Consider the following 24,536-nt stretch of genomic DNA (forward strand, 5'->3'; position numbering starts at 1 on the left):
TCCCCCATGACCTTCCTCAGGGTCGACGGACGCCGGTTCGTCGACGAGTCGGGCACGTCCATCCGCCTGCGCGGCGTCGCGGTCGGCGGCTGGCTGAACATGGAGAACTTCATCACCGGCTACGCGGCCAACGAGTCGCTGATGCGCAGCACGGTGCGCGAGGTCCTCGGCGAAGAGAAGTACGAGCTGTTCTTCGACCGCCTCCTGACCGCGTTCTTCAACGAGGACGACGCGAAGCTGCTGGCCGAGATGGGCATGAACTGCGTCCGCCTCCCGGTCAACTACCGCCACTTCGAGGACGACGAGCGGCCCTTCGAGTTCAAGACCGAGGGCTTCCGGCACCTCGACCGGGCCGTGGAGGCGTGCGCCAAGCACGGCATCTACACCGTGATCGACCTGCACGCCCTGCCCGGCTCGCAGAACCACCACTGGCACTCCGACAACATCACCCACCGCCCCCTGTTCTGGGACCACCCCCACTTCCAGGACCGCGTGGTCAAGATCTGGGAGCACATCGCCGAGCACTACAAGGACAACCCCTGGGTGGCCGGCTACAACCCGATCAACGAGCCCGCCGACGAGTCGCGCAAGGTGGTCGGCCCGTTCTACACCCGCCTGGTCCACGCGATCCGCGCGATCGACGACCGGCACATCCTGTTCCTGGACGGCAACACCTACTCCACCGAGTTCGACGTCTTCGACGAGCCGTGGGACAACACCGTGTACGCCGCCCACGACTACGCCGCCCCCGGCCTGGGCGGCGGCGGCCCCTATCCGGGCGAGACCGCCGGGAAATACTGGGACAAGTCCACCCTGGAGGAGAAGTACGCCGAGCGCACCGAGTACTCCCGCCGCACCGGCACCCCCGTCTGGGTCGGCGAGTTCGGCCCCATCTACACCGGCGACGAGCCCCGCGACGCCGAGCTCCGGCAGCTCCTGGCCGACCAGCTCGACATCTTCAAGCGCGACGACGCCGGCTGGTCGATCTGGATGTACAAGGACCTGGGCCGCCAGGGACTGGTGACGGTGCGTCCCGACTCCCCGTACATGAAGCGGTTCGGGGACTTCGTGGCCAAGAAGGTGCGCCTGGGCGCCGACCAGTGGGGGAGCGACGGCACGGGCGTCGCCGAGGTGACCGGCCCCTACTACAAGATGATCGCCGACGAGTTCCCCGGCTTCGACCCCTACCCGTGGGGCCAGTACGACTGGGTCCGGACCCTGCTGCTGAACCTGACGGTGGCCCAGCCGCTCGCCTACGAGTACGCCGAGCTGTTCCGCGACGTCTCCGACGAGGAGCTGATCGCGCTGGCCGACTCGTTCGCCCTGGCCAACTGCGACGTGCGCACCACCCTGCGCGACCAGATGATCGAGGGCTAGGGACCAGGTCGTCAGAGGTACGCGCGCGTCCACTCCTCGAAGGTGGTCAGGGGGATGCCGAAGGCGCGCGCGTACTCCGGCCGGGCGGGCTGGCCGACGACGCCGGTGCGCTCGTGCGAGACCGCCGCCCACGCGGGCATCCCCTTGGCGATGGCCTCCTCCTCGGTCAGGTCGGGCGCGGCCACCTCGGTCCTCAGCGCGGCCGAGAGGGCCTTGGCGATCTCCGTCATGGAGCGGCGGTCGCTCGCCAGCTCCAGCTCGATCCCGTGGAACCGCTCGGGATCGGCGACGGCCGCGGCGGCGGCCCGCCCGATGTCGTCGACCGCGACCAGGGACAACTTGGTGTGCGGCTTGATCACGGTGGCCAGACCGCCCTCGACCCCGCGGGGAAACAGATAGGCCAGCTCGGGCAGGAAGTTCTCCATGAAGAAGCCCGGCTTGATCAGCGTCCAGTAGGTGAACCCCGCCTCCCGGACGCGGTCCTGGACGGCGCCCTTGGTAGCGTAGTAGGGGTCCATCCCGGCCCACCGTTCGACGGTCACCCGCTGCCCCGCGCCGGAGACCGACGTGTGCACGAACTGCGGCACCCCGGCGCTCCGCGCGGCCTCGATCAGGTTGACGGCCTGGGCCAGCTCGCCGTCGAAGTCGATGACGGTCCCCGAAGGCCCCTCGGTCATCGGCGGCATCTGCACCGAGAACACCGCCCGCGCCCCGCGCGCGGCCTCGGCCAGGGACGCGGGGTCGGTGAGGTCGCCGGTCACCAGCTCGGCGCCCAGCTGCTCCACCGCCTTGGCCCGCGCCGTCGAGGGATCGCGGACCAGCGCCCGGACGGGCACCCCCGCCGCGATCAGGGCACGGGCGGTGGCCCCGCCCTGCCGGCCGGTCGCACCGGTGACCAGGACATACGACATGAGAACTCCCCAGAGGTTTAACCGGCGGACCCCGCCGGTTATGTTCCGGTACGATACGGAGGGCCCCGCCGTTTAGCAATCCCCGAGGTGAGCCCATGCGCGCCGACGCCCAGCGCAACTACGCGCGCCTGCTCTCGGTGGCAGCGGAGGAGATCGCCCTCAACGGCGCCGACGCCTCCCTGGAACAGATCGCCCGCCTCGCCGGCGTGGGGTCGGGCACGGTACGCCGCCACTTCCCCAACCGGCACGCGCTCCTGGCCGCCGTCTTCCGCGAACGGGTGGAGTCGCTCCATGCCCACGCCGCCGACCTGACCGGCCGCCCCGACGCCCGGGCCGCGCTGCTGGAGTGGCTGACCGCCGTCACCACCTCGGCGGCCACCATCCGGGGCCTGGCCGTGGCCCTGAACCGCGACTGCGGCTTGGAGCCGGGGCCGGCCCACGAACACTGCGCGACCTCCCGTCTTCTGGAGGCCGGCGAACCCCTGGTCCGTCAGGCCGCCGGAGCCCTCGCGCCGGGCGTCACCGTCGCCGACCTCATCGCCCTGATCACCGGCATCGCCCTGGCCACCGAGAACCACCCCGACCCCGCCGAGGAGGCGAACCGCCTCCTCGGCCTGGCCTTCTCGGGCATCAGCCCGTCGGCCTGATCAGGGCTGGAAGGTGCGGAGGGCGGCCAGCAGGCGGTCGACATGCTCCTCGGTGCTGCCGATGCCGATCGAGGCCCGGACCGCGCCGCCGATCTCGTCGCAGCCGCCCTGCCCGACGCCGAGCAGGTGCCGGACGAACGGGTGGGCGCAGAACTTGCCGTCCCGGACGCCGATGCCGTGGTCGGCGGAGAGCCGCTCGGCGACCTCGCGGGCGGTGTGGCCGTCCACGACGAAGGAGACGATGCCCACGCGGGGGTGGTCGGCCGGCCACAGCGCCAGTTCGTGCACGTTGCCGAGGGCGGCCAGCCCGGTGCGGAGCCGGGTGAGCAGGCGTTCCTCCTCCTCGACCAGGCCGTCCCAGCCGGTCAGGGTCAGGTGGTCGCAGGCGGCGGCCAGCGCGATGGCGCCGAGCACGTTGGGCGTGCCCGCCTCGTGCCGCGCCTCGACGTCGCTCTGCCACTCGGTCCGCTCGCCCACCGCGACCCCCACAGTGACGACCGCGCCGCCGCCCTTCAGGTAGGGCTCCGCGTTCGCCAGCCAGTCACGCCGCCCGACGAGCACCCCCGCGCCGAAGGGGGCGTACAGCTTGTGCCCGGAGAAGGCGACGTAGTCGAGGTCGAGAGCGGCGATGTTCACCGGCCGGTGCGGCACGAGCTGGGCGGCGTCGACCGCGATCCGCGCGCCGTGCCGGTGGGCGATGTGCGCCAGCCCGGCGATGGGCCACAGCTCGCCGGTGACGTTGGAGGCGGCGGTCACCACCAGCAGCGCGGGCCCCTCGATCGCGGCCAGCGCCTCGTCGGCCGCCCGGAGCGCCTCGCCGGGAAAGGCGGGCGGCGCGAGCCGCACCGGCGCGGCCCAGGGGAGCAGCGTGGCGTGGTGCTCGGTGTCGAAGACCACCACCGTGGTCCCCTCGGGCAGGCTCCTGGCCAGCAGGTTCATCGCGTCGGTGGTGTTGCGGACGAACACGAGCGCGTCGTCGGTCCTGGCCCGGACGAACGCCTTGATCGTGTGCCGCGCCCGCTCGTAGCGGGCGGTGGTCAGCTGGGAGGCGTACCCGGCGCCCCGGTGCACGCTGGAGTAGGCGGGCAGCGCCTCGGCGACGGCGACGCTGACCGCCTCCAGACACGGCGCGCTGGCGGCGTAGTCGAGATTGGCGTAGGGAACCAGCTCGCCGTCGCGAACGGGGACGTCGAGGGACAACACGGCGGACACAAGTGCCTCCAGAGGGCCACGCGCTTGCCCGCCGCACCCCGCGACGGACCAGGTCCTCACCCGGGGCACCCCGCCGCGGACGCGAGGGTTGCCGGCCAGCAAGCCGGGGCTGTGCGCTGGCACTCATGACCTACGCCGGAACTATAACCCGACGGTCCGGGGCGAAGTAAAGCCCCAGCCGGAGATCTACTTTGTAAAGGCGCCGGGCGGTCAGACGTCATCACCGCCCGGCGCACAAACTGCCGCGACCTGCTGTAACACGCGTTCACCTGAAGCCGGGCGCTGTCCAGCTCGTTGTGGACGCGATCAGCTTTTCTGTGTGTTCGGCGGCCAGGGCACCTCCTTCAGGATCGGACGGAGGGACTCCTCCTCGTGGTCCAGGTGGGCGTTCAGCGCGGTCGACATCCGGGTCAGTTCGGCGCGGAAGCGCTCGGGGTCGGCGGCGCCGATGCCGGCCAGGAGGGTGACCAGTTCGGCCTGGATGCCCGCGACCGCGCGGTGCTCGTCGGCGAGACGGGCGAAGGTGTCCGCCAGGTGGGGATGGTGGGCGGCGATCCCGGGGAACAGGTGGCCGTCCTCGCTGGTGTGGTGGAACTCCAGGGACTGGCAGAACGCCAGGCAGCGCTGGCGGATCTGCAGGCCGAGGCCCGGGGGCGGCGGTTCACCGAGGCCGTCGTGGGCCGCTCGCGCGGCGAGGTGCGCGTCGACCTCCGCGCCGACGTGGCGCAGCTGGCTCCGCAACCAGGTGTGGATCTCCAGCAGCTTGTCGGCGAGGGTGGCGACCTCGCGGGGGGCTTCCCAGCCGTCGGGCTCGGCGCGCTCCAGCACCACGACCGGCAGCACCCGGCTGGTCCGCGCCTGGTAGTCGCCGTATCCGGGGGACACCCCCACGACGTGGGCGAACAGTTCCTCGCGCCGCGCTCCCTCGGCGGGGACCGCGAGGGCCTCGAAGCTCTCGGCGCCGATCTCCACCCGCACGACGGGATGGGCGAGCAGGTTGTGGTACCAGGCGGGATGGCGCGGGCCGCCGAGGTTCGACCCGACGACCAGCAGCGAGTCGCCGTGGCGGACGTAACCCAGGGGAGCGGTGGTCTCCTTTCCCGACCTGGCGCCGGTGGTCGTCAGCAGGAGCAGATCCCCGCCTTCGAACGGGCCGCCGACCTTTCCCCCGTTGGCGCGGAATTCCTCGATGACCGATTGATTGAACGACGTGGGCATGCGGATGTACGTCTCCAAGACTCTGCGAACGCAGCGATGACTGCGGAACGACCGATGGTGATGAACGCAGGTTGCGGCCCTCGGCACCCGGCAGCGGGTGCGCAGGGCGGAGCGACCGCCGGCTGCGGTGTGAAAGGGGATGCGCTGAGGCGTCTACAGGGCGCGGAGCATGGAACTCACGGCGGTCTCCCTGGTTCGGGGTGTTCGCCCGATCACCGGCCGGCCCACTGCTCTTTGGCCGGAGTCACGCGACACCGCGTCCATTACACCCACCCCCGCCGCCGCCCGTCAACGTGTCGTTTTCCTGCGCAGATCCCGTGCACTCGCTTGTCCGCCCGGTCAGGACGGCCGACGATGGCCGGATGCTGAGGAGAGTGCTGGACCTGATCTATGTCAGGCGGCTGGCCGGGCGGCTCCCCCCGGAGCTGATGCCGCGCCACATCGGGATCATGGTCGACGGCAACCGCCGCTGGGCGAGGTCGGCCGGTCTCCGCGACCCGGCCGACGGCCACCGCGCGGGTGGCGCGAAGATCCCGGCGTTCCTCCGCTGGTGCGACGCCTACGGCATCGAGCAGGTCACCGTCTACCTGCTCTCCGACGACAACCTGAACCGGTCCGAGTCCGAGCTCACCGCCCTGCTGGGCATCATCGAGGACGTGATCGAGGAGCTCGCGGCCCCCGGCAATCCGTGGCAGGTCACCCCCATCGGCACCCTCGACCTCCTTCCCGTCGCCACCGCGCGCGCCATCAAGGAGGCCGCCGACCGGACCGCCGGGCGCGTGGGCGGAGCGAGGGTCAACGTCGCGATCGGTTACGGCGGTCAGAGGGAGATCGCCGACGCGGTCCGGTCGGCGATCGCGGAGCAGCTCGCCGAGGGCAGGGCGCTGGACGACATCCTGGAGGGCTTCGACGCGGAGCTGATCTCCCGGCACGTCTACACCGCAGAGCAGGCGCCGCTCGACATGATCGTCCGGACCAGTGGGGAGCAGCGTCTCTCCGGGTTCATGCTGTGGCAGTCGGCCTACGCCGAGATGCACTTCTGCGAGTGCCACTGGCCCGACTTCCGCGAGATCGACTTCCTGCGAGCGCTGCGCGCCTACGCGGGACGCGACCGCCGCTTCGGGCGCTGATGATCAGAGCTGGGTGGCGGTGCGGACCAGGGCGGCCAGGGCGCGGGAGCGGCTGTGGGCGGGCCAGGCGATGTGAGTGACGACAGGCGGCGCGTCGGTCAGGGGGACGGCGGTGTGGTCGGCCCACAACCAGGCGCGGGCGGAGTCGGGGACGACGGCCAGGGTGCGGCCGAGGGCGATGAGCTGGGCCAGCTGGGTCAGGTCGCGGGCCTCCGGGCCCGGTCCCGGCGGGTAGACGCCGTCGCGGGGCCAGCGGGCGATGGGAAGGCCGGGGACGTCGGCGACCTCGGCGAGGGTGAGGGCCGGGCGCGTGGCGAGGGGGTGCCCGGTGGGCACGACGGCGATCTGACCTTCGGACATGAGTGCCTCGCTGTCGAATCCGGCGAGGTTGTTGAAGGGGGCGTGCATGAGGGCGGCGTCGGCGCGGCCGTCGCGGAGGAGTTCCTCCTGTTCGCAGATGCCGCACGGCAGCACCTCCAGTTCGGCCGCGTCCGGCTGGGCGGCGTGGGCGTCGAGGAGTCTCTGGACCAGTTCGTGGGAGCCGGCCGCCTTCACCGCCAGGACCAGGCGGTCGGGGTGGTCCACGCCGCCGGCGCGGCGGGTGCGGCGGGCGGCGGCGCTGGTGGCGTCGAGGGCGGCGCGGCCTTCGTACAGGAGGACTTCTCCCGCGCCGGTGAGGGAGACGCCGCGGCGGTCGCGGTCGAGGAGGGTGACGCCGAGGCGGCGTTCGAGCTGCTGGATGGCGCGCGAGAGCGGCGGCTGGGCCATGCCGAGGCGTTCGGCGGCGCGGCCGAAGTGCAGTTCCTCGGCGACGGCGACGAAATAGCGCAGTTCGCGGGTCTCCAGGGTGTCCACGCGCCTCACCCTACTCGGGTGATACCGCCAGGGTATGACAGGGCACCGGATCGGTGTTGGCCGCGCCGCTCGCCCGCGCGCCAGCATCGACCGCATGAGCGAGACGAGAACCGCGCTGGTCACCGGCGCGAACAAGGGGATCGGCTACGAGATCGCGGCCGGACTGGGCGCCCTCGGTTTCCGGGTGGGGGTGGGGGCGCGCGACGAGACCCGCCGGGAGACCGCCGTCGGGAGGTTGCGCGCCGCCGGGGTCGACGCCTTCGGGGTGCCGCTGGACGTGACCAGCGACGCGAGCGCGACCTCCGCCGCGGAACTCATCGAGGAACTGGACGTCCTGGTCAACAACGCCGGCATCTCCGGACCGACGGGCCCCGGATGGGAGCAGGACCCGACCGCGCTCGACCTCGACGTGGTGCGGGCGGTGGTGGAGACCAACGTGCTGGGGGTCATCAGGGTGACCAACGCGATGCTGCCGCTGCTGCGGCGTTCGGCGTCGCCGCGCATCGTCAACCTCTCCAGCAGCGTCGCCTCGCTGACCCGGCAGGCGGGCCCGGTGATGGCGGCGTACGCGCCGTCCAAGACGTTCCTCAACGCCGTCACGGTGCAGTACGCCCGCCAGTTGGCCGATACGAACATCCTGGTCAACCTCGCCTGCCCCGGCCTGGTCGCGACCGATTTCACCGGTTTCCTCGGCCCCCGCACCCCCGAGCAGGGCGCGGCCACCGCGATCCGGCTGGCCACCCTCCCCGACGACGGCCCGACCGGCGGCTTCTTCGAGGACGACGGCGTCATCCCCTGGTGAGCCGTGACGTCATCCGGCCTTCTCCCGCAGATAGCGCTGTTCGGGGAGGCTCGTGGTGAGGCGGGCGGCCAGCAGGTAGTTCTCGCGGGCGGCCTCGTGGTCGCCCGCGAGGTCCTGGAGGTGGGCGCGGACGGCGTGGAGGCGGTGGTGGCGGGCGATCCTGGGGTCGTCGTCGAGGTCTTCGAGCAGGTCGAGCCCGGCCTGCGGGCCCCGCGTCATCGCGACGGCGACGGCGTGGTTGAGGGTGACCATCGGGTTGGGGGCCAGGCGCTGGAGGACGACGTACAGGATGCGGATCTGTTCCCAGTCGGTGGGTGACTGGACGTGCAGGGCGGCGATGGCGGCCTGGAGCTGGTAGGGGCCCAGGGGTGAGCGGGACATGGCGTCGGTGACCAGGGCGGTGCCCTCGTCGATCAGCGCCCGGTCCCACCGGTCCCGGTCCTGGTCGTCGAGGGGGATCAGGGCGCCGTCCGGGGCGGTGCGGGCGGCGCGGCGGGCGTCGGTGAGGAGCATGAGGGCCAGCAGGCCGGCGACCTCTCCGTCGTCGGGGCGTGAGCGGTGGACCGCGCGGGTGAGGCGGATCGCCTCGTCGGTGAGCTCGGCGCGGTGCAGGTCGGGGCCGCTGCTGGCGGTGTAGCCCTCGTTGAAGATCAGGTAGAGGACGTGCAGGACGGCGTCCAAGCCGCCGTGCCCGAAGCTCCCGGCGGTTTTGATCTTCTGTTTGGCGCGGCTGATCCGGACGGCCATCGTGGCCTCGGGGACCAGGAAGGCCCTGGCCACCTCGGCGGTGGTGAGGCCGCCGACGGCCCGCAGGGTGAGGGCGACCTGGGAGGCCGGGGACAGCGCCGGGTGGCAGCACAGGAACAGCAGATTCAGGGTGTCGTCGTGGCCGGACGGCTCGGCGCCCTCCGGTTCCATCGCCGCGACGGTGAGCTCCCTGCGGCGGCGGGCCTGCTCACTGCGCACGTGGTCGACGAGACGGCGCGAGGCCACGGTGACCAGCCAGGACCTCGGGCTGTCGGGCAGGCCCTCGACCGGCCACTGGGTCGCGGCGGCGAGCAGCGCCTCCTGGACGGCGTCCTCGCACTCCTCGAACCCGCCGTGGCGGCGCAGCAGCACGCCGAGGACCTGCGGCGCGAGGTCGCGCAGCAGGTCCTCCACGCGTGGGGGCGCGCTCACATCTCCATCCCGGCCGAGTCCATCAGCGGCCGCACCTCGACGCCGCCGTCGCGGCCGGCCAGGATCAGCGCCGCCACCTCCAGCGCGCGTTCCCGGCTGTCGCAGTCGATCAGGTAGCAGCCGGTCGGCTGGTCGGAACCGGGGGTGTACGGCCCCTCGGTCACCGCCGCCACCCCGTCGTGCGACCGGACGGCGGCGGTGATGGACGGGTCGGCGAACACCTGGCCGCAGAGGAGCTCCCCGGCCAGGGCCGCCTCCTCCGTCGGCTCGACGTAGAGGTTCAGCAGGAACTTCACTGGGTGAAGACCACCGGTCTGACCTCGACGCCCAGGCCGGGGATGGCGGCGTCGGGGATGAGCGCGGCCAGCTCCAGCGCGCGCTCGCGGGACTCGACGTCGACCATGTAGAAGCCGCCGAGGTACTCCTTGGCCTCCAGGAACGGGCCGTCGGTGACGGCCGGGACGCCGTCGCGGACCCGGACCACGGCGCTCTGCGTCTGGTTGGCCAGCGCGGCGGTGCTGACCATCTCGCCGGACGCGGTGATCGCCTCCATGAACGGGCCGTGGCCGCTCATGACCTCCTGGCGCTCCTCCTCGGTGAGGGCGTCCCAGATCTGCTCGTTGATGTGCATGATCAACAGAAACTTCATGTCATCTCCCTTTGCCGGTCGTTCGGAGGTGAGTCGTCACCGGCACGGCGTTCTTGACATCGGTCCTCAAGAAAATACGGTCAGCGGGCCAGCAGTTCGCGCAGCCGCTGGACGATCTCGGCCGGGGCCTCCTCGGCCATGAAGTGGCCGGCCCGGGTGGTGTGGTGGCGGAGATCGGGGGCCCAGGCCCGCCAGAGCGCGGCGGCGTCGTAGCCGAGGGCGGCGCCCCAGTCCTGCTGGACGACCGTCACCGGCATGGCCAGCGTCGTTCCCGCCGCCCGGTCGGCGGTGTCGTGGTCGATGTCGATCCCGGCCGAGGCGCGGTAGTCGGCCACGATCGACGGGATCGCCTCCCGGGAGGCGGCCAGGTAGGCGGCGCGGGCGGTGGCGTCGATGGCGGCGGGGTCGTTCACCCACTGGTCCAGGAAGTGCGCGAAGAAGGCGTCCGGGTCGGCGGCGATCATCCTCTCGGGCAGGCCCGGGGGCTGGGCCATCAGGAACAGGTGCCAGCCGACGGCGGCGGAGGCGCCGCGCAGGACGTCCCACATGTCGAGGGTCGGCAGGACGTCCAGGCAGGCCAGGTGGGTGACCGCCGCCGGGTGGTCGAGCCCGGCGCGGAAGGCGACCAGCGCGCCCCGGTCGTGGCCGGCCAGGGCGAACCGTTCGTGGCCGAGCGCTGCGGCCAGCGCGACGACGTCGGCGGCCATCCGCCGTTTGGAGTAGCCGTCGGCGGGTTTGTCGCTGGCGCCGTAGCCCCGCAGGTCGGGGCAGATGACGGTGTGGTCGGCGGCGAGGTCGGCGGCCACGTGCCGCCACATGAGGTGGGTCTGCGGGAAGCCGTGCAGCAGGACGACGGCGGGGCCGGAGCCGCCCACGGCGGTGGACAGGGACACCCCGTCGGCGACGGGGACACGGTGGTAGGTGAAGTTCTCGATCACGGGTCCAGGCTGGCGTGCGCCGATGAGCATCCGGTCAGCGCTAGCGTGGCGGGGTGTCCGTTTCCGTGGGGGTGCTCGGACCGGTGCAGGCGTGGGACGCCGCGGGGGCGGCGATCCCGTTGAAGGGGCCGAGGCACCGGGAGGTGCTGGCGCGGCTGGTCGTCGCGCGGGGCCGGGTGGTGCCGGTCGCGGTGCTCGCCGCCGACCTGTGGGAGGACCCGCCGGAGGGCGCGGCCGGCGCGATCCGCACCTTCGTCGCGGCGCTGCGCCGGGCGCTGGAGCCCGACCGGCCGCCCCGGACGCCCGCCGCCCTGATCGTCACCGCCGGGCCCGGTTACGCCCTGCGGACCGCCGACGTCGACGCCCGGCACTTCGAGCGGGCCGCCGGAGCCGCCGAGCCGCCCGCGCGGCTGCTGGCCGCGCTCGACGCGGGGCTCGCCCTGTGGCGCGGCCCGGCCTACGCCGACTTCGCCGAGGCCCCCTGGGCGCGGCCGGAGCGCGACCGGCTGGCGGAGCTGCGGCTGCGCGCCGTCGAACGGCGGGCCGGGGCGCTGCTGGACCTCGGCCGCGCCGCCGAGGCGGTGCCCGACCTCGTCGCGCACACCAGGGCCCACCCCTGGCGGGAGGAGCCGTGGCGGCTGCTGGCACTGGCCCTCTACCGGACCGGCCGCCAGGCCGACGCGCTGTCCGTGCTGCGCGAGGCCCGCGCCGAGCTGGCCGGGCGGCTCGGCCTGGACCCCGGGCCCGCGCTGCGCGACCTGGAGACCGCCGTCCTGCGCCAGGACGCCGGGCTGGCCGCTCCGGGCGACGCGGCGGCCCGGGTGTGGGCGGGCGCCACCGCCGCGCACGACCGTGCCGCGCCGGGGGCGGGGCCGAGGCTGGAGGCGGCCGTCGGGCTGATGCGGGGCCTCGCGGTGACCGGCGGAGACGGCCTGCCGGCCGCCCGGGAACACCGCGCCGCCGCCGTCGAGGCGGCCGAGGAGCTGGGCGATCCAGAACTCACCGCGCGGGTGATCGGCGCCTACGACGTGCCGGCGATCTGGACCCGCTCCGACGACCCCGCCCAGTCCGCGCGGGTCGTCGCGGCGGCCCTGCGGACCCTCGACCGGCTCCCGCCCGGCACGCCGCCGGGCACCCGGGCGCGGCTGCTGGCGACCGTCGCTGTGGAGTCGCGCGGCGACGGCTCGCCCCGTGCGCGCGCGGCGGCCGAGGAGGCGGAGCGGATCGCGCGCGAGCTGGAGGACCCGGCCCTGCTGGTGTTCGCGCTGAACGGCGTCTACATGCAGTGCTTCGGGCACACCGGGCTGTCGGGCCGGCGCGCGCTCGTCGGCGCGGAGATCCTCGATCTGTCCGTACGCCACGGCCTGGCCAGTCACGAGATCCTGGGACACCTCATCGGGTTGCAGTCCGCGTGCGCCGTCGCCGACTTCGGCGTGGCCGACGGGCACGCCGCGCGCCTCGACGACCTGGCCGCCCGCCACGACCGCCCGCTGACGACCGTGTTCACCACCTGGTACCGGGCGCTGCGCCTGGCCGAGGACCCGGCCGCCTCCTTCACCGCGCAGCGGGCCGCCTACCTCGACGCGGCGCGCCTGCTCGGCACGGCCGGGATGCCGGGCCTGAGCCGTGGCCTGCCGGAACTGGCCTCGCTGTGCCTGCGCCTGCGCCACGGCCGCCCGCCCGAACCGGACGACCCGGCCCTCTACGGCCCCTACGAACCGTGGGTCCGCCCGCTGCTGCAAGCGGACGCCGACCTCGGCGCGGTCCCCGACCCGCCCTGCGACCTGCTCGCCGAGGCCATGTGGGCGCTGCTGGCGCTGGCCGCCCGGCGGCGGGGAGACGCGGCCGCGCTGCGCCGGGCCCGGGCGGCGCTGGCTCCCGCGTCGGGTGAGCTGGCCGGGGCGGCGAGCGGGCTGGTCAGCCTCGGCCCGGTGGCGGACGTGGGTTAGGTTTGATCACGACATCGCGGGAGCCCGGCGCACCGGGCTGAGAGTGCGGCTGAGGCGGCCGCAGACCGCCGGAACCTGACCGGGTCATGCCGGCGTAGGGAGAAGGTCTGTGTACAGCGATCAGTTGTGGGACTCCGCCGCCCCCACCTACCGGGCGATCCTCGGCCACCCGTTCCTCACCGGGCTGGCCGACGGGACGCTGCCGCGCGAGGCGTTCCGTCATTTCGTCGTCCAGGACTCGCACTACCTGCGCGACTACGCCCGCGCCCTGGCGGTGTGCGCCGCCAGGGCGCCCGACGACGAGACCACCCAGGCGTTCGCCGGGGACGCCGCCGGGGCCATCGCGGCCGAGCGGGAGATGCACGCCGGTTTCATGGCCGACCTCGGCGGGTCGGCCGAGGAGGCGGCGGAGCAGCCGGTGGGGCCGACGACGCGGGCGTACACCAGCTACGTGCTGGCCACCGTCTACGGCGGGTCGTTCCTCGACGGGCTGGCGGCGGTGCTGCCCTGCTACTGGATCTACGCCAGGGTCGGGGAGGACCTGCTCGCCCGGTCCTCACCTGATCCGCTCTACCGGCGCTGGATCGAGGCGTACGCGAACGAGGCCTTCCAGGACACGGTCCGCCGCGTGGTGAAGCTGGCCGACAGAGCCGGCGCGGAGGCCACCGAGGCGCAGCGGGCGAGGGCCGGGGAACACTTCGTCACCACGGCCCGCTACGAGTGGATGTTCTGGGACGCCGCCTGGCGGCGTGAACGCTGGCCGATCTGACGGATCGACAGGCCGCCCGTCAGGCACCACACGGCGATGACCGGATCGCAGAGCGCGCAGCCGAAGGACGAGTCGGGGAAGAAGGGCAGGATCGGGCTGCCCTGCACGTGGTGGACGACGTCCCAGGCGGTGTGGATCAGCCAGCCGACCCCGATCCACGTCCAGCTCGACAGCCCCCGGTAGGCGACGTAGGTCATGACGACGGGCAGCAGCAGCTCCCAGGGACCGAGGCCGCCGCCGCTCAGATACGCGGCCCCCGCGCCGCCGACCAGCACGGCGTTGACGTGGCGGCGGCGCGGCTCCGGGATGAGCGACATGACGGCGACGAAGACCAGCCCGATGACGACCGGCACGATGATGTCCATGGGTGGCGAGGGTAGATCGGCCCTCGGGGCCGCCCCAGGGGATGGATCGCCAATGTTCGCCGGGTTCTCGCCTAACGTGGCGGCATGCACACGGTGGCGGTCCTGGCTCTGGACCATGTGGTGGCGGCCGACCTGGCGACCCCGGTCGAGGTCTTCGGCCGGGCGCGGCTGGCCGACGGGAGCCGGCCCTACCGGGTGATGGTCTGCGCCCCGGCGCCGAGGGTCGAGGGCGAGGCCTTCACCCTCATCGCCCCCCACGGCCTGGCGGCGCTGGGCGAGGCCGGCACGATCGTCGTGCCGGGCTGCTCGGAGGAGGCCCCACCCCCCGCCCCCGAGGTCCTCGACGCCCTGCGCGCGGCGGCGGGCGCCGGGACGCGGATCGCCTCCATCTGCGCGGGCGCGTTCACCCTGGCCGCCGCCGGGTTGCTCGACGGCCTGCGCGCCACCACCCACTGGGCCGCCGCCGACGAGCTCGCCCGCCGGTTCCCGCAGGTGGACGTCCGGCCCGACGTCCTGTATGTCGACAACGGCCAGATCCTCACCTCGGCCGGGGCCGCCGCCGGGCTGGACCTGTGCCTGCACCTGGTCCGGCGTGACTTCGGCTCGGCGGTCGCCGCCATGTCGGCCCGGCTGTCGGTCGTGCCGCTGGAACGGGAGGGCGGGCAGGCGCAGTTCGTCCCGCACGCCCCTCCGGGCGTCCCGAGGGGGTCGCAGCTCGACCCGGTGCTGTCGTGGATCGAGGACAACCTCGCGCGCGACGTCACGCTGGCCGACATGGCCCGGCGCGGCGGGATGAGCGGGCGGACGTTCAGCAGGCGGTTCCGCGAGCAGACCGGCACCACGCCGGTGCAGTGGCTGCTGCGGGCCCGGGTGCGGCGCGCCCAGTTCCTGCTGGAGACCACCGACGAGGGGGTCGAACGCGTCGCGGCGCGGGCCGGTTTCGGCTCGGCCTCCGCCTTCCGCGAGAGGTTCAAACGGGTCGTCGGCGTCACCCCTCGGTCCTACCGTTCCTCGTTCCGGACGGCCGCTCCGTGAGGCGGGAAATGTCAGTGCCGTTCGAGAGGATGGGATCATGAGCGAAACGCCCCCGATGACGATGATCCCAGATGAGACCGCTTATGCCGAGGCCGTTCAGCTGGCCGTCGACGCCTCCGCCGCCTATTACAGCGACGGCACCTCCACGCTTGACGACGACTCCTACGACCGGCTGGTGCGGGGCATCGAGGCCTACGAGGCGGACCATCCCGAGCAGGTCCTGCCGACCTCGCCGACCGGGAAGGTCGCCGGGGGCGCGGTGGTCGGCGACGTGCCCCACACGGTGCCGATGCTCAGCCTCGACAACGTCTTCGGCGCCGAGCAGCTGGTCTCGTGGGCGGCCTCGCTGGAGCGGCGGCTGGGCCGTCCGGTGGAGGCGTGGAGCGTGGAGGCCAAGCTCGACGGGCTGGCGGTCTCGGCGCGCTACCGGCGCGGGCGGCTGGTCCAGCTGGTCACCCGGGGCGACGGTGTCGCGGGTGAGGACGTCTCCCACAACATCGGCACCATCGTGGGGCTGCCCGACCGGCTGGCCGAACCCGTCACCGTGGAACTGCGCGGCGAGGTCATGATGACCGCGGCCCAGTTCGCCGACGCGTGCGACAAACGTCAGGCCCACGACGGCACGACCTTCGCCAACCCGCGTTCGGCGGCGGCGGGGACGCTGCGGACCAAGGACCGGCCCTACGTCTGCGAGCTGACCTTCTTCGGTTACGGCGCGCTCCCGATGGACGAGTCGGAGCTGGCCGCCCGCCTGCGCGACCTGCCGCACAGCCAGATCATGGAGTGGGTGTCGGGCCAGGGCGTCCAGACCACGGCCGTCACGCCGGTCGCCGGGGTGCTGGTGTCCACCCTGGAAGAGGTGCAGGCGCGGGTCGAGGAGATCGCCGCCGCGCGGGCCGAGCTGGAGTTCGGCATCGACGGCATCGTGATCAAGTGTGACCTGGCCGCCGACCAGGCGCTGGCCGGGTTCAGCTCGCGGGCCCCCCGCTGGGCGGTCGCCTACAAGCTGCCCGCCACCGAGAAGATCACCAAGCTGCTGGCGGTCGAGTGGAACACCGGCCGCACCGGCATCATCGCGCCCCGCGCCGTGCTGGAGCCGGTCGAGCTCGACGGGTCGGTCGTCACCTACGCCACCCTCCACAACGCCGCCGACATCGCCCGGCGCGGCCTGATGCTCGGCGACTCGGTCACCGTCTACAAGGCGGGCGACGTGATCCCCCGGGTGGAGGCGCCGGTCGTCCACCTGCGCACCGGCGACGAGCGGCCGATCCCGATCCCCGAGGTCTGCCCGTCGTGCGGCGACGCCATCGACAGCAGCCAGGAGCGCTGGCGCTGCGTGCGCGGCCGGGCCTGCCGGGCCATCGCCTCGATCGAATACGCGGCGGGCCGCGACCAGCTCGACATCGAGGGCCTGGCCGTCAACCGCATCAAGCAGCTGCTCGACGTGGGGTTCATCACCGACTTCGCCGACCTGTTCTTCCTCACCCGCGACCAGCTGCTGAGCTTGGAGCGCATGGGCGAGACCAGCACCGACAACCTCCTGGCCGCCTTCGAACGGGCCAAGGGCCAGCCGCTCAGCCGGGTGTTCTGCGCGCTGGGCGTGCGCGGCACCGGCCGCAGCATGTCCCGCCGGATCGCCCGCCACTTCGGGACGATGGACGCCATCCGCGCCGCCACCGCCGAGGCGATCCAGGAGGTCGAGGGGATCGGCCCGGAGAAGGCCCCGGTCGTGGTCGCCGAACTGATCGAGGTCGCCCCGCTCATCGACAAGCTGATCGCGGCCGGGGTCAACATGACCGAGCCGGGCGTCGAGGCCCGCGACGTCACGGCCGACGAGGTCTCGGATCTCCCGCTGGCGGGCATGTCGGTGGTGGTCACCGGGGCGATGAGCGGATCGCTGGAGGCGCTGTCGCGCAACGAGATGAACGAGCTGATCGAACGGGCGGGCGGCAAGGCGTCGTCGAGCGTGTCGGCCAAGACGGCGCTGGTGGTCGCGGGGGAGAAGGCCGGTTCCAAGCGGACCAAGGCCGAGAGCCTGGGCGTGCGGATCGCCACGCCGGAGGAGTTCGCCGAGCTGGTCGCCTCGTTCCTCTGAGCATCGGCCAGGCCGATGCGGTGACCCCCGGCCCTGACCTCGTCTCTACTGGCCGCTGTGGTTGAGGACGTTGCCGTTGACGCAGTGGTTCGTCTGGTTGCCGGTCCAGGGTGCGCCGACCGGGACCACTGCCAGTTCCTGGAAGCAGACAGAGGCGGCGGAGAAGTTCCAGTTGCCGGCCGCGTTCACCCCCGGGCCGAAGTTGGAGTCCGGGTCGTCGGCGGCGTGGGCGGGGGCGGCGATCCCGGCCGCGCCCAGGATGAGCAGGGCCGTCACGAAGGTCTTGGTCATGGCGTCACTCTCCGTCGTTGAAAACAGACTTCAGGCACGGAGAGTAGTCGTGAAGGCTCCGGCGGTCGCGGCGAGGGTGGCCGTCCTGGCCGTGTCGGCGGGCAGGCGCGGGTCGGGGGGCGTGCGGAGCAGCACGAGCTGGTGGTAGACCGGCGCGGTGGCGGCGACGAGCAGCCGCCGGGCATCGGTGCCTGGCGGGAGTTCCCCACGCTCGACGGCCCGGTCGACCATGACCTCGCACTGGGCGTACCGGTCGTCCCAGAGCCGCCGCTGCGCCTCGGCGGCCTTCTCGGAGCGGAACGAGGCGGCGATCAGCGCCGCCATGATCGACGGCCGCACCGTCAGCGCCCACTGGATCTCCTCGTTCAGCGCCGTGAGGTCGCCTTCGAGGGAGCCGGTGTCGGGGGGCTGCCAGTCGTCGTCGCCCGCCGCGTCGAGCACGTCGGCGAGCAGCCCCCCGACGTCGCCCCAGCGCCGGTAGACCGTCGCGCGGTGCACGCCGGCGCGCGCGGCGACGGACTCCAGGGTCAGCCCGTCGAAGCCGTGTTCGCCCAGCTCCGCGCGGACGGCGTCGAGGACCTGCGCGCGGACCCGGGCGGTCCGGCCGCCGGGCCGGGCGGTGGGAGTCATGGACGGTGGTCCGGTTGCTCGGGGGGCGGCGTCATGGCAGCATGCTAATGCATCATCTGTCGCATTAGTGGAGTCCCCGTGCCGACCGTGCCCGCCGACCCGACCGTCCTGCACCCGATCCCCGGCCAGCCGAGAGTGGTGCTGCTCAAGCCGCTGATCACCTCGCCGCTGATCGAGGTCGGCGAGTTCTCCTACTACGACGACCCCGACGACCCGACCGCGTTCGAGACCCGCAACGTGCTCTACCACTACGGCCCCGACCGGCTGGTCATCGGCAGGTTCTGCGCGCTGGGCGAGGGTGTGCGGTTCATCATGAACGGCGCCAACCACCGCATGGACGGCCCTTCGACCTTCCCCTTCCCGATCATGGGCGGCTCCTGGTCCGACCACTTCGACCTCATCGCCGGCCTCCCCGGCCGGGGCGACACCGTGGTGGGCCACGACGTCTGGCTGGGCTACCGGACGACGGTCATGCCCGGCGTCCGCATCGGCCACGGCGCGATCGTCGCCTCCGGCGCGGTCGTCGTGGACGACGTCCCCGACTACGGCGTCGTGGGCGGCAACCCCGCCCGCCTCATCCGCCGCCGCCACGACGACGCGGACGTCGAGCGCCTGCTGGCCCTGGCCTGGTGGGACTGGCCGCTCGACCACATCACCGAGCACCTCCGCACGATCATGTCCGGCACCGTCGACGAACTGGTTGAACGGGCGCCGCGCGGGTAGACATCGCCGTATTCGTACCGTTATGGGCGAATTCCGGACGGGGTGGAGGGAGCAGGTCCGCCATGCTCGATCTCGATCCGCCGTTCCGGCCTTTCCACCGCCACGACGGCTACCCGAGGCTGGAGGACCTGGGCCTCATCGGCGACGGCACGACGGCGGCGCTGGTGGGCGCGGACGGGTCGATCCCCTGGCTGTGCCTGCCCCGTTTCGACAGCGAACCCCTCCTGTGCGGTCTGCTGGACCACGCCCGGGGCGGCCACTTCACGGTCACCGTCGACGACCTGCGTGAGGTCCGGCAGTACTACGAGCCGGACACGGCCGTGCTGGTGACCGAGCTGCGCGGCCCGGCCGGCCTGGTCCGGATCACCGACGCGCTGGCCCTGCGGGCGGGAGCCGACCTCAGCGACGACGCGGGCGGCGGGCGCTGCGAGCTGGTGCGCTCGGTGGCCGTGGTGGCCGGGACGGTGCGCCTGCGGGTGGAACTGGAGCCGCGTGGGGGCGGGCAGACCAGGGCGATGGCGAGCGGGCTGGAGGTGCGCTCCCTCCAGCGGCCGGAACTGCGGCTGCACCTGCGCTCCAGCCGTCCGCTGAACGGTTTGCGCACGGCGCACGACCTTAGGCAGGGCGACCGGCTCGACCTCGTGCTGTCCTGGGGCCACATCCACCGCCACCACCGGTTCGAACCCGAGGAGATGCTGCGGCAGACGGCCGAGGCGTGGCGGCGCTGGATGGCCCAGTGCGACTACCGGGGGCCGCAGGAGGCGCTGGTCCGGCGGTCGGTGATCACCCTGAAGCTGTGCGACGACTGGGGCGAGGGCTCGCTCGTCGCCGCGCCGACCTCCTCGCTGCCCGCGCCGATCGGCGGCGTCCGCAACTGGGACTACCGCTACACCTGGATCAGGGACGCCGCCTTCGCCGTGTTCGCGCTGCGCCGCGTCGGTTTCGAGGAGGAGGCCGACGCCTTCCTCGGATGGGTCCTCGACGCCTTCGAACAGAGCCGTCATCCGCTGATCATGTACACGCCGGGCGGTCGTCCCGTACCGGAGGAGATCCAGGACCCCGGCCTGGAGGGCTACCGGCGCTCCGCCCCCGTGCGGTGGGGCAACGGCGCCGCCGACCAGCGCCAGCACGACGTGTACGGCGAGGTGCTCGACTGCGCCGACCAGTGGCTGACGCCCGGCCGCGACCTCCAGCCCGCCCTGTGGTCCCGGCTGACGGAGCTGGCCGAATCGGCCGCGCACCGCTGGCGGCAGCCGGACCAGGGCATCTGGGAGGTGCGCAGCGAGGGCCGGACCTTCACCTATTCGGCCGCGATGTGCCAGGTGGCCCTCGACCGGGCCGCGGCCATCGGCGGGCGGCTGGGCCTGTCCGGGCCGATCGCCGCCTGGCGCGCCACCGCCGGGAGACTGCGGGAGCACATCCTCGAACACTCCTGGGACGAGAGGGCCCGATGCCTGAGCGAGCACCTCGACGGCGGCGGCAGCCTGGACGCCAGCCTGCTCGCGCTGCCGCTGCGGAAGGTCGTGCCGGCCCGCCATCCGCGCATGGTGGCCACCACCGAGGCGATCGCCGGGCGCCTGTCGGCCGGTGACGGCCTGCTCTACCGGTATCTGCACGACCACTCGCCCGACGGACTGCCCGGCGACGAGGGCGCGTTCCTGCTCTGCAGCTTCTGGCTGGTGGACAACCTGATCCTGCAGGGCCGCCTCGACCAGGCCGAGGACCTCTACGCGTCGTTGTGCGCCCGCGCCAGCCCGGTCGGCCTGCTGCCGGAGCAGATCGATCCTTCGACGGGCACGTTCATGGGCAACTTCCCGCAGGCCTTCAGCCACATCGGCGTCATCGCCAGCGGCGTCAACCTCGCGCGGGCGGCTCGTCCCAGTCGGCCAGGCGGGGCTCGACCGTGACGCGCGCCGGGCCGTCGCCGACGTAGGCGGGGCGGGTGGTCAGGCGGAAGGCGGCGAAGTCGGTGGTCTCGCGGAACGCCGGGATCCGGTACAGGTCGCGGGCGTAGGCCCACAGGTGCGGGTAGTCGGTCAGGCGCTCCTCGCCGATCCCGGCCAGAGGGTTGGTGAGCAGGTCGTATCGGACCAGGGCGACGAAGAGCTGCACGTCCGACTCGGTGAGCCGGTCGCCGAACAGGTGGCGGGAGCCGGCGAGGCGGGCGTCGAGGCGGTCGAGCGCCTCGGTCACGCGGGCGCGGCGTTCCTCGTACTCCTCCTGGGTGGCGGCCCTGGCCACCTGGTGGCCGGCGGCGCTGACGTCGCGGGCGATCTCCTCGTCCAGGGCCTGGATCGCGGCGCGCAGGTCCTCCGGGTAGAGGTCGGCTCCGGCGGTGGCGAAGGCCGCGAACTGGGTGGCGAGGTCGAACGGGATCACCGGGAAGTCGTTGCTGACGACGCGGCCGGTGTGGCGGTCCCAGAGGGCCGGCACGGAGATGTGGCCGGGGTAGCCGGGCTCGGTGGCCTCGTAGGCCTCGGCGAGGAAGGTGAAGCCGTTGACCGGGTCGGGCCCCCAGTTCTCCCGGAACGCCCAGCCGCGCGAGTCGCGGGCGTCGTCGACGTAGGAGAGCGACACGACGTCCTGGAGCCCGGCCAGGTCGCGGATGATCGCCACCCGCTGCGCCCACGGGCAGACGTGGGCGAGGTACAGGTGGTAGCGGCCCGGCTCGGCCGGGTATCCGCTGGAGCCGTCGGCGGTGATCCGGTCCTGGAACGGGTAGACGGGGCGGTCGGTCCGCCGGTCGAGGCGGCCCGGTCCGTAGGGGCCGAAGGCGTCGACGTCGGCGGGGCTCGCGAAGGCGGGGGCGTGGGTGGTCACGGCATCTCCTCCAATTCCTAAGTAAAAAGGTAGGAAATATAGGGATAGATGTCAACGATCAGCCCGCGTCGAGCCCATCATGGGACGATGAGGATCGTCGTCCTGTCCGACACGCACGCCCCGCGCTTCTGGAAGGCGTGCCCGCCCCGGGTGGCCGAGCACCTGCGCGGAGCCGACGCGATCCTGCACGCCGGTGACGTCTGCGCCGGCTGGGTGATCGACGAGCTGGCCGCCTTCGCGCCCGTCCACGTCGTCAAGGGCAACAACGACGGCCCCGACGTCGAGGCCCCCGAGACGCTGGAGCTGACGCTCGGCGGTCTGCGGGTGGCCATGATCCACGACAGCGGCCCGGCCAAAGGGCGGATCGCCCGGATGAAGGCCCGGTTCCCGGACGCCGATCTGGTCGTGTACGGCCACTCGCACATCCCCCTCGACGACAGCGGAGACGGGCTGCGCATCTTCAATCCGGGCTCGCCCACCGACAAGCGCCGCCAGCCCCACGGCACGCTGGGGGTCCTGCGCGTCGAGGACGGCGTGCTCGTGGCGGCGGAGATCGTCCCCGTCACGTGAGCCCACGAGCACGCCGCGCCGGTCCTATCGGCGGGCCGGGGTGCGGCTCCCCGAAGCGGCGGGCAGGCAGGCGCGCACGCCTCCCTCGGCGCCACGGGTGAAGAAGGCGACCCGCTGTTCGGCGGACCCGTGGTCGCTGACGTCGGTCCACGGGGTGCGGTCGCCCATGCGGCGCAGGGCGGCGCGGAGCTCGGCCACGTCTCCCTCCTCGAAGGTGAGCGTCTTCTGGGCCGCCGCGCCGAACAGGGCCGCGCCGGCCAGGCAGTCGGCCTGCAACTCCTGGTGGCGGGGCACCAGGGCGCGGTTGATCCTGGCCTGGACGGCGTGCCCCCACTCGTGGGCGATGACGAGGTAGACCCAGGCGTCACCGGAGCGGTACCCGGCGGCCATGAGGTCGAAGTCCCAGGCGATGAAGTCGCCGGGCACGCAGTAGAAGGCGTTGCCGAAACCGGTACGGCTGCCGCCGCAGGCGGGCGGCTGCCGCACGCCCCGCCGGAAGGAGCCGAAGACCTGGGGCGGCCGGTAGGCGCCGGTGAAGAAGGTGTTCCAGTTACGGGCCCAGAAGGAATTCGTCACGTTGGTCGCGGTGGACAGGTCGGTGTTGATGTCGTCCGGTCTGCTCGGCGCCGCCTCCGCCGGAGCGGCGCCGAGCAGGACCGACGCGAGGACTGCGGCGAGTGCCGCCGATCGCATGCGCATGGGGATCCCGGAATTCGTGAGGGGATGGGCCTCCATTGAAACGATCACAGAAATGGCCGAGTGAGACATATTTCACTCATTGCGCTAATAATGATTAATTCGCATGAATGGTTTCGCGCGCCAGTCGTTGAGCGCTGCCGAGCGCGCCGGGCCCTAGCATGTGGCGGGTGACCGCCTACGACGACGCCGACCTGTTCGACCACCTCGATGCCGCGGCGCTGTCGCCGCGTCAACAGCGGATCCTGGTCACGATCCGCGACTGGGTGGTCAGGCACGGCTACGCGCCCAGCACCCGCGAGATCGGCGACGCGGTCGGGCTGCGGTCGTCCTCGTCGGTGTCCAGGCACCTGAAGGCCCTGGAGGAGCAGGGCTTCCTGCGCCGGGGCGGCGCGATGACCCGGCCGATCGACGTGCGGCTGTTCCTGCGCGGGGCCGAGCCGCGACCGGCCGCCGAGCTGGTGAGCGTGCCCATGGTGGGCGACATCGCGGCGGGCGTCCCGATCCCGGCCGAGCAGCACGTCGACGACATGCTGACCCTGCCGCGCGACCTCACCGGCCGGGGGACCGTGTTCGGCCTGCGGGTGCGGGGCGACTCGATGGTCGACGCGGCGATCTGCGACGGCGACATCGTCGTGGTCCGCCAGCAGCCCGAGGCCCACTCTGGGCAGATCGTCGCCGCGATGATCGACGGCGAGGCGACCGTGAAGGTGTTCCGCCGCCGCGACGGCCACGTCCTCCTCGAACCCCGCAACCCGGCGTTCGAGGTCATCGACGGCGACGAGGCCGTGGTCCTGGGCATCGTGGTGTCGGTCCTGCGCAACCTGTGAGTTCACATATGTGAACACATTGACAACATATGGAACCGGCTCGGACAATGGGGCGCGTGTCTCCCCAGGCCGAACCCGCCCTCGTCAAGTCGGCCGACCGCACCCTCGCCATCCTCGACCTGCTGACCGACCACCGCGACGGCCTGACCCTGACGGAGATCCAGCGCCGCCTGGAGATCCCCAAGAGCAGCACCTACACGCTGCTCGTGACGATGGCCGCCCGGGGGTTCCTGGAACAGGACGCCGAGACGCGCCGGTTCCGCGTCGGCATCCGGCTGTGGCAGGCCGGGCAGAGCTACGTCGCCGTCGCCGACCTGGAGAAGGTCGCCCTCCCCTACATGGAGGCGCTGCGCGACGCCCTCAACGAGACCGTGCAGCTGGCCACCCTCGACGGCGTCGACAACGTCTACATCGCCAAGGTCGACGCCGACCACCAGCTCCGGCTGGCCTCGCGGGTGGGCGCCCGGCTCCCGGCGTACGCGACCGGGGTGGGGAAGGCGCTGCTCAGCCAGCTGTCCGACGAGGAGATCACCGAACGGTTCGCCGGGGTGGAGTTCACCGCCTTCACGCCCCACACGATCACCTCGCTGCCCGCGCTGCTGACCGCCGTCCGGGAGGTCCGGGCGAACGGCTACGCCGTCGACAGCTCCGAATACACCCCCGGAGTGTTCTGCATCGCCGCGCCCTTCAGCGGTCACCGCGGGGGAGGCCGGGCCGCCGTCGGCGTCGCGGTCCCCGAGGTGCGCGGGACACCCGAGGTCCTCTCCAGCATCATCGACAGCGTCCGGTCGACCGTCCACCAGCTCGCGCTGCGGATGGGCCGGCAGGACGCGTAAGGGAAAAGG

At 72.8% G+C, this 24,536-nt stretch carries 26 protein-coding genes and 2 riboswitches; of the genes, 13 read left to right on the forward strand and 13 right to left on the reverse strand.

All coding sequences use genetic code 11. From position 1 onward, the window contains the following. The first annotated feature begins 6 nt into the window (after positions 1 to 6). Positions 7 to 1,377 (forward strand): glycoside hydrolase family 5 protein, encoded by a 1,371-nt coding sequence (locus AW270_RS09585; protein ID WP_061292943.1) that lies wholly within the window; start codon positions 7 to 9, stop codon positions 1,375 to 1,377. Positions 1,378 to 1,388: 11 nt separating this feature from the next. On the opposite strand, the gene AW270_RS09590 is transcribed toward AW270_RS09585, so the two are convergent. Next, complete coding sequence (locus AW270_RS09590; protein WP_061292944.1) at positions 1,389 to 2,288, reverse strand: NmrA family NAD(P)-binding protein; 900 nt, start codon at positions 2,286 to 2,288, stop codon at positions 1,389 to 1,391. A gap of 95 nt (positions 2,289 to 2,383) precedes the next feature. Between AW270_RS09590 and AW270_RS09595 the strand changes: the two genes are divergently transcribed. Continuing rightward, positions 2,384 to 2,935 (forward strand): TetR/AcrR family transcriptional regulator, encoded by a 552-nt coding sequence (locus AW270_RS09595; protein ID WP_061292946.1) that lies wholly within the window; start codon positions 2,384 to 2,386, stop codon positions 2,933 to 2,935. Here AW270_RS09595 and AW270_RS09600 read toward each other — a convergent pair whose 3' ends face one another. Both AW270_RS09600 and AW270_RS09605 read right to left on the reverse strand, forming a co-directional pair. Then, positions 2,936 to 4,147, reverse strand: a complete 1,212-nt coding sequence (locus tag AW270_RS09600) for an aminotransferase class V-fold PLP-dependent enzyme (RefSeq protein ID WP_245674643.1) — start codon at positions 4,145 to 4,147, stop codon at positions 2,936 to 2,938. It abuts the gene before it with no gap. 15 nt (positions 4,148 to 4,162) lie between these two features. Next, positions 4,163 to 4,278: riboswitch (SAM riboswitch) on the reverse strand. Positions 4,279 to 4,453: 175 nt separating this feature from the next. Next, positions 4,454 to 5,365: a nitroreductase/quinone reductase family protein gene (locus AW270_RS09605; RefSeq protein ID WP_061292948.1), complete on the reverse strand. Its 912-nt coding sequence runs from the start codon at positions 5,363 to 5,365 to the stop codon at positions 4,454 to 4,456. Between the two features lie 362 nt (positions 5,366 to 5,727). Here AW270_RS09605 and AW270_RS09610 point away from each other — a divergent pair, with 362 nt between their 5' ends. Then, positions 5,728 to 6,495, forward strand: coding sequence for an isoprenyl transferase (locus AW270_RS09610; protein ID WP_061292950.1), 768 nt, complete (start codon positions 5,728 to 5,730; stop codon positions 6,493 to 6,495). Between the two features lie 3 nt (positions 6,496 to 6,498). Here AW270_RS09610 and AW270_RS09615 read toward each other — a convergent pair whose 3' ends face one another. Next, positions 6,499 to 7,350 carry a LysR family transcriptional regulator gene (locus tag AW270_RS09615; RefSeq protein WP_157521787.1) on the reverse strand — a complete coding sequence of 284 codons (852 nt, stop codon included), beginning with the start codon at positions 7,348 to 7,350 and terminating at the stop codon, positions 6,499 to 6,501. 94 nt (positions 7,351 to 7,444) lie between these two features. On the opposite strand from AW270_RS09615, the gene AW270_RS09620 reads away from it, so the two are divergent. Then, positions 7,445 to 8,152: an SDR family oxidoreductase gene (locus AW270_RS09620; protein ID WP_061292952.1), complete on the forward strand. Its 708-nt coding sequence runs from the start codon at positions 7,445 to 7,447 to the stop codon at positions 8,150 to 8,152. A 9-nt stretch (positions 8,153 to 8,161) separates the two neighbouring features. Here AW270_RS09620 and AW270_RS09625 read toward each other — a convergent pair whose 3' ends face one another. The 4 genes from AW270_RS09625 to AW270_RS09640 form a co-directional block, all read right to left on the reverse strand. Then, entirely contained in the window at positions 8,162 to 9,331 is a 1,170-nt protein-coding gene (locus tag AW270_RS09625) for an RNA polymerase sigma factor (protein ID WP_061292953.1), read from the reverse strand. After that, positions 9,328 to 9,627, reverse strand: a complete 300-nt coding sequence (locus AW270_RS09630; RefSeq protein WP_061292955.1) for a YciI family protein — start codon at positions 9,625 to 9,627, stop codon at positions 9,328 to 9,330. The genes AW270_RS09625 and AW270_RS09630 overlap by 4 nt, the downstream gene beginning before the upstream one ends. Further along, a complete protein-coding gene (locus AW270_RS09635; RefSeq protein ID WP_061292957.1) occupies positions 9,624 to 9,980 on the reverse strand; it encodes a YciI family protein in 357 nt (118 codons plus the stop codon). Before AW270_RS09635 ends, AW270_RS09630 begins: the two co-directional genes overlap by 4 nt. 80 nt (positions 9,981 to 10,060) lie before the next feature. After that, complete coding sequence (locus AW270_RS09640; protein WP_061292958.1) at positions 10,061 to 10,948, reverse strand: alpha/beta fold hydrolase; 888 nt, start codon at positions 10,946 to 10,948, stop codon at positions 10,061 to 10,063. A 23-nt stretch (positions 10,949 to 10,971) separates the two neighbouring features. Between AW270_RS09640 and AW270_RS09645 the strand changes: the two genes are divergently transcribed. Continuing rightward, a complete protein-coding gene (locus AW270_RS09645) occupies positions 10,972 to 12,867 on the forward strand; it encodes an AfsR/SARP family transcriptional regulator (RefSeq protein ID WP_061292961.1) in 1,896 nt (631 codons plus the stop codon). Positions 12,868 to 12,873: 6 nt separating this feature from the next. Continuing rightward, positions 12,874 to 12,985: riboswitch (TPP riboswitch) on the forward strand. After that, complete coding sequence (gene tenA, locus AW270_RS09650) at positions 12,977 to 13,636, forward strand: thiaminase II (RefSeq protein WP_061292964.1); 660 nt, start codon at positions 12,977 to 12,979, stop codon at positions 13,634 to 13,636. Its footprint overlaps the riboswitch before it by 9 nt. On the opposite strand, the gene AW270_RS09655 is transcribed toward tenA, so the two are convergent. Continuing rightward, positions 13,582 to 14,001 carry a DUF6010 family protein gene (locus AW270_RS09655; protein ID WP_061292966.1) on the reverse strand — a complete coding sequence of 140 codons (420 nt, stop codon included), beginning with the start codon at positions 13,999 to 14,001 and terminating at the stop codon, positions 13,582 to 13,584. The genes tenA and AW270_RS09655 overlap by 55 nt on opposite strands. Before the next feature lie 84 nt (positions 14,002 to 14,085). On the opposite strand from AW270_RS09655, the gene AW270_RS09660 reads away from it, so the two are divergent. Both AW270_RS09660 and ligA read left to right on the forward strand, forming a co-directional pair. Beyond that, positions 14,086 to 15,036 carry a GlxA family transcriptional regulator gene (locus AW270_RS09660; RefSeq protein WP_061292967.1) on the forward strand — a complete coding sequence of 317 codons (951 nt, stop codon included), beginning with the start codon at positions 14,086 to 14,088 and terminating at the stop codon, positions 15,034 to 15,036. 37 nt (positions 15,037 to 15,073) lie between these two features. Further along, positions 15,074 to 17,131, forward strand: a complete 2,058-nt coding sequence (gene ligA, locus AW270_RS09665) for an NAD-dependent DNA ligase LigA (protein WP_061292969.1) — start codon at positions 15,074 to 15,076, stop codon at positions 17,129 to 17,131. A 45-nt stretch (positions 17,132 to 17,176) separates the two neighbouring features. On the opposite strand, the gene AW270_RS38570 is transcribed toward ligA, so the two are convergent. Continuing rightward, entirely contained in the window at positions 17,177 to 17,422 is a 246-nt protein-coding gene (locus tag AW270_RS38570) for a hypothetical protein (protein WP_061292971.1), read from the reverse strand. Positions 17,423 to 17,452: 30 nt separating this feature from the next. Beyond that, positions 17,453 to 18,052 (reverse strand): TetR/AcrR family transcriptional regulator, encoded by a 600-nt coding sequence (locus tag AW270_RS09675; RefSeq protein ID WP_061292974.1) that lies wholly within the window; start codon positions 18,050 to 18,052, stop codon positions 17,453 to 17,455. Between the two features lie 78 nt (positions 18,053 to 18,130). Between AW270_RS09675 and AW270_RS09680 the strand changes: the two genes are divergently transcribed. Beyond that, positions 18,131 to 18,775, forward strand: coding sequence for a CatB-related O-acetyltransferase (locus AW270_RS09680; RefSeq protein WP_061292976.1), 645 nt, complete (start codon positions 18,131 to 18,133; stop codon positions 18,773 to 18,775). Positions 18,776 to 18,837: 62 nt separating this feature from the next. After that, on the forward strand, positions 18,838 to 20,682 hold the full coding sequence (locus tag AW270_RS09685) for a glycoside hydrolase family 15 protein (RefSeq protein ID WP_061292979.1): 1,845 nt from the start codon (positions 18,838 to 18,840) through the stop codon (positions 20,680 to 20,682). Here AW270_RS09685 and AW270_RS09690 read toward each other — a convergent pair. Continuing rightward, on the reverse strand, positions 20,630 to 21,595 hold the full coding sequence (locus AW270_RS09690) for a glutathione S-transferase C-terminal domain-containing protein (RefSeq protein WP_061292981.1): 966 nt from the start codon (positions 21,593 to 21,595) through the stop codon (positions 20,630 to 20,632). The genes AW270_RS09685 and AW270_RS09690 overlap by 53 nt on opposite strands. Positions 21,596 to 21,682: 87 nt before the next feature. On the opposite strand from AW270_RS09690, the gene AW270_RS09695 reads away from it, so the two are divergent. Then, positions 21,683 to 22,165 carry a metallophosphoesterase family protein gene (locus AW270_RS09695; RefSeq protein WP_061292984.1) on the forward strand — a complete coding sequence of 161 codons (483 nt, stop codon included), beginning with the start codon at positions 21,683 to 21,685 and terminating at the stop codon, positions 22,163 to 22,165. Between the two features lie 24 nt (positions 22,166 to 22,189). Here AW270_RS09695 and AW270_RS09700 read toward each other — a convergent pair whose 3' ends face one another. Next, positions 22,190 to 22,864 carry a neutral zinc metallopeptidase gene (locus AW270_RS09700; RefSeq protein ID WP_061293524.1) on the reverse strand — a complete coding sequence of 225 codons (675 nt, stop codon included), beginning with the start codon at positions 22,862 to 22,864 and terminating at the stop codon, positions 22,190 to 22,192. Positions 22,865 to 23,022: 158 nt separating this feature from the next. Between AW270_RS09700 and lexA the strand changes: the two genes are divergently transcribed. Both lexA and AW270_RS09710 read left to right on the forward strand, forming a co-directional pair. Continuing rightward, positions 23,023 to 23,691, forward strand: a complete 669-nt coding sequence (gene lexA, locus AW270_RS09705; RefSeq protein WP_218009143.1) for a transcriptional repressor LexA — start codon at positions 23,023 to 23,025, stop codon at positions 23,689 to 23,691. Positions 23,692 to 23,747: 56 nt separating this feature from the next. Further along, on the forward strand, positions 23,748 to 24,527 hold the full coding sequence (locus AW270_RS09710) for an IclR family transcriptional regulator (RefSeq protein ID WP_169807281.1): 780 nt from the start codon (positions 23,748 to 23,750) through the stop codon (positions 24,525 to 24,527). Positions 24,528 to 24,536 lie beyond the last annotated feature (9 nt).

The sequence above is a fragment of the Herbidospora cretacea genome, from assembly GCF_001570605.1.
In the GTDB taxonomy this organism is placed as follows: Bacteria; Actinomycetota; Actinomycetes; order Streptosporangiales; family Streptosporangiaceae; genus Herbidospora; species Herbidospora cretacea.

Bases quoted from the DNA above. Each gene is read 5' to 3' on its own strand.
- AW270_RS09685 (WP_061292979.1), top strand. From the start codon at position 18,838: ATGCTCGATCTCGATCCGCCGTTCCGGCCTTTCCACCGCCACGACGGC.
- AW270_RS38570 (WP_061292971.1), bottom strand. From the start codon at position 17,422: ATGACCAAGACCTTCGTGACGGCCCTGCTCATCCTGGGCGCGGCCGGG.
- AW270_RS09585 (WP_061292943.1), top strand. From the start codon at position 7: ATGACCTTCCTCAGGGTCGACGGACGCCGGTTCGTCGACGAGTCGGGC.
- lexA (WP_218009143.1), top strand. From the start codon at position 23,023: ATGTGGCGGGTGACCGCCTACGACGACGCCGACCTGTTCGACCACCTC.
- AW270_RS09655 (WP_061292966.1), bottom strand. From the start codon at position 14,001: ATGGACATCATCGTGCCGGTCGTCATCGGGCTGGTCTTCGTCGCCGTC.
- AW270_RS09700 (WP_061293524.1), bottom strand. From the start codon at position 22,864: ATGCGCATGCGATCGGCGGCACTCGCCGCAGTCCTCGCGTCGGTCCTG.
- AW270_RS09640 (WP_061292958.1), bottom strand. From the start codon at position 10,948: ATGCTCATCGGCGCACGCCAGCCTGGACCCGTGATCGAGAACTTCACC.
- AW270_RS09610 (WP_061292950.1), top strand. From the start codon at position 5,728: ATGCTGAGGAGAGTGCTGGACCTGATCTATGTCAGGCGGCTGGCCGGG.
- ligA (WP_061292969.1), top strand. From the start codon at position 15,074: ATGAGCGAAACGCCCCCGATGACGATGATCCCAGATGAGACCGCTTAT.
- AW270_RS09620 (WP_061292952.1), top strand. From the start codon at position 7,445: ATGAGCGAGACGAGAACCGCGCTGGTCACCGGCGCGAACAAGGGGATC.
- AW270_RS09660 (WP_061292967.1), top strand. From the start codon at position 14,086: ATGCACACGGTGGCGGTCCTGGCTCTGGACCATGTGGTGGCGGCCGAC.
- AW270_RS09605 (WP_061292948.1), bottom strand. From the start codon at position 5,365: ATGCCCACGTCGTTCAATCAATCGGTCATCGAGGAATTCCGCGCCAAC.
- AW270_RS09635 (WP_061292957.1), bottom strand. From the start codon at position 9,980: ATGAAGTTTCTGTTGATCATGCACATCAACGAGCAGATCTGGGACGCC.
- AW270_RS09695 (WP_061292984.1), top strand. From the start codon at position 21,683: ATGAGGATCGTCGTCCTGTCCGACACGCACGCCCCGCGCTTCTGGAAG.
- AW270_RS09675 (WP_061292974.1), bottom strand. From the start codon at position 18,052: ATGACTCCCACCGCCCGGCCCGGCGGCCGGACCGCCCGGGTCCGCGCG.
- AW270_RS09590 (WP_061292944.1), bottom strand. From the start codon at position 2,288: ATGTCGTATGTCCTGGTCACCGGTGCGACCGGCCGGCAGGGCGGGGCC.
- AW270_RS09595 (WP_061292946.1), top strand. From the start codon at position 2,384: ATGCGCGCCGACGCCCAGCGCAACTACGCGCGCCTGCTCTCGGTGGCA.